General features: G+C 61.0%; 1 protein-coding gene. It reads right to left on the bottom strand.

Translation table 11 applies throughout. From position 1 onward, the window contains the following. On the bottom strand, nt 1-965 hold a 965-nt coding region (locus FJW08_RS32255; protein ID WP_181183116.1), incomplete at its 3' end, for an ISNCY family transposase. Between the last annotated feature and the right edge of the window lie 55 nt (nt 966-1,020).

Here is a 1,020-nt window from a genome sequence, read left to right as displayed (position 1 = left end):
TGCTCCCGCTTGCACAGCACGTCACGCAGCCGATCCGCCGCAGCATTCAACGCGCGATGCAGATTGTCCGGTCGGGCAGGGACCCTGGCGAATCTCTCGTTGAAGTCGGCCATGAATATCGGCAGGAACGCGTTGGCCGCCTCGATGTCCGATATGCCGGCAAGGCGCAGTTCCTTCACGAGGCGGTCCTGCAGCGTCCGATTGACCCTTTCGACCCGGCCTTTGGCCTGGCTCGAGTTGGCGCACAGGATCTCGATGTTGAGTTCCGATAAGGCGCGGCCGAATTGAGTCATGCCGCGACCTGCCTTGGCATCCTTCTTGGCGACACGAAACACCGTATGCTTGTCGGAATAGAACGCTACCGGGCAACCGTGCGCCTTCAGATAGAGCTCGAGCGTCTCGAAGTAGCTGAAGGTGCTCTCCGACTTCACAAAGCGAAGCTGCTGGAGCTTGCTCGTGGCGTCGTCGATGAAGACGAGCAGGGTGCATGGATCGCCCCGCTCCTCGAACCAACGATGATCACTGCCGTCGATCTGCACCAGCTCGCCATATGACTCCCGACGTAATCTGGGTTGATGGAACGTCCTGCGCTGCTTTCGGGACAGCCAGATTCCGGCTTCCGCCATCCATTTGCGCAACGTCTCGCGCGACACGACCAGGCCGTGGTTCGCCGCCAACTTCTCGGCCGCCAAGGTCGGTCCGAAGTCGACATAGTGTTCTCGGACCAACTGAATCGCCAGATCGCCGACACCGGCGACATATCGATGGTTCGACGGTCGGCCTCGAGCCTTGTGCCGAAGTGCTGCGGCGCCTTCGGCCCGGAACACCTTCAGCAGACGCTGGACCTGACGCGTCGTCATATCCAGGACATGCGCGGCCGAGACAACCGTCATGCGCCGCTCCAAAACCTTCGACAGCACCTCGATGCGTTGCAGCTCGCGCTCGCTCATCAAAATCAGTCCCAACCCGCCGTCTCCCTCGCTCATCGACGAGCAGGGCGACATTCCAACTTTGCGGAAT

Source organism: Mesorhizobium sp. B3-2-1 (assembly GCF_006439515.1).
In the GTDB taxonomy this organism is placed as follows: domain Bacteria; phylum Pseudomonadota; class Alphaproteobacteria; order Rhizobiales; family Rhizobiaceae; genus Mesorhizobium.
The sequence above is the reverse complement of the archived record's forward strand: the minus strand, read 5'-3'. Positions and strand labels throughout refer to the sequence as shown.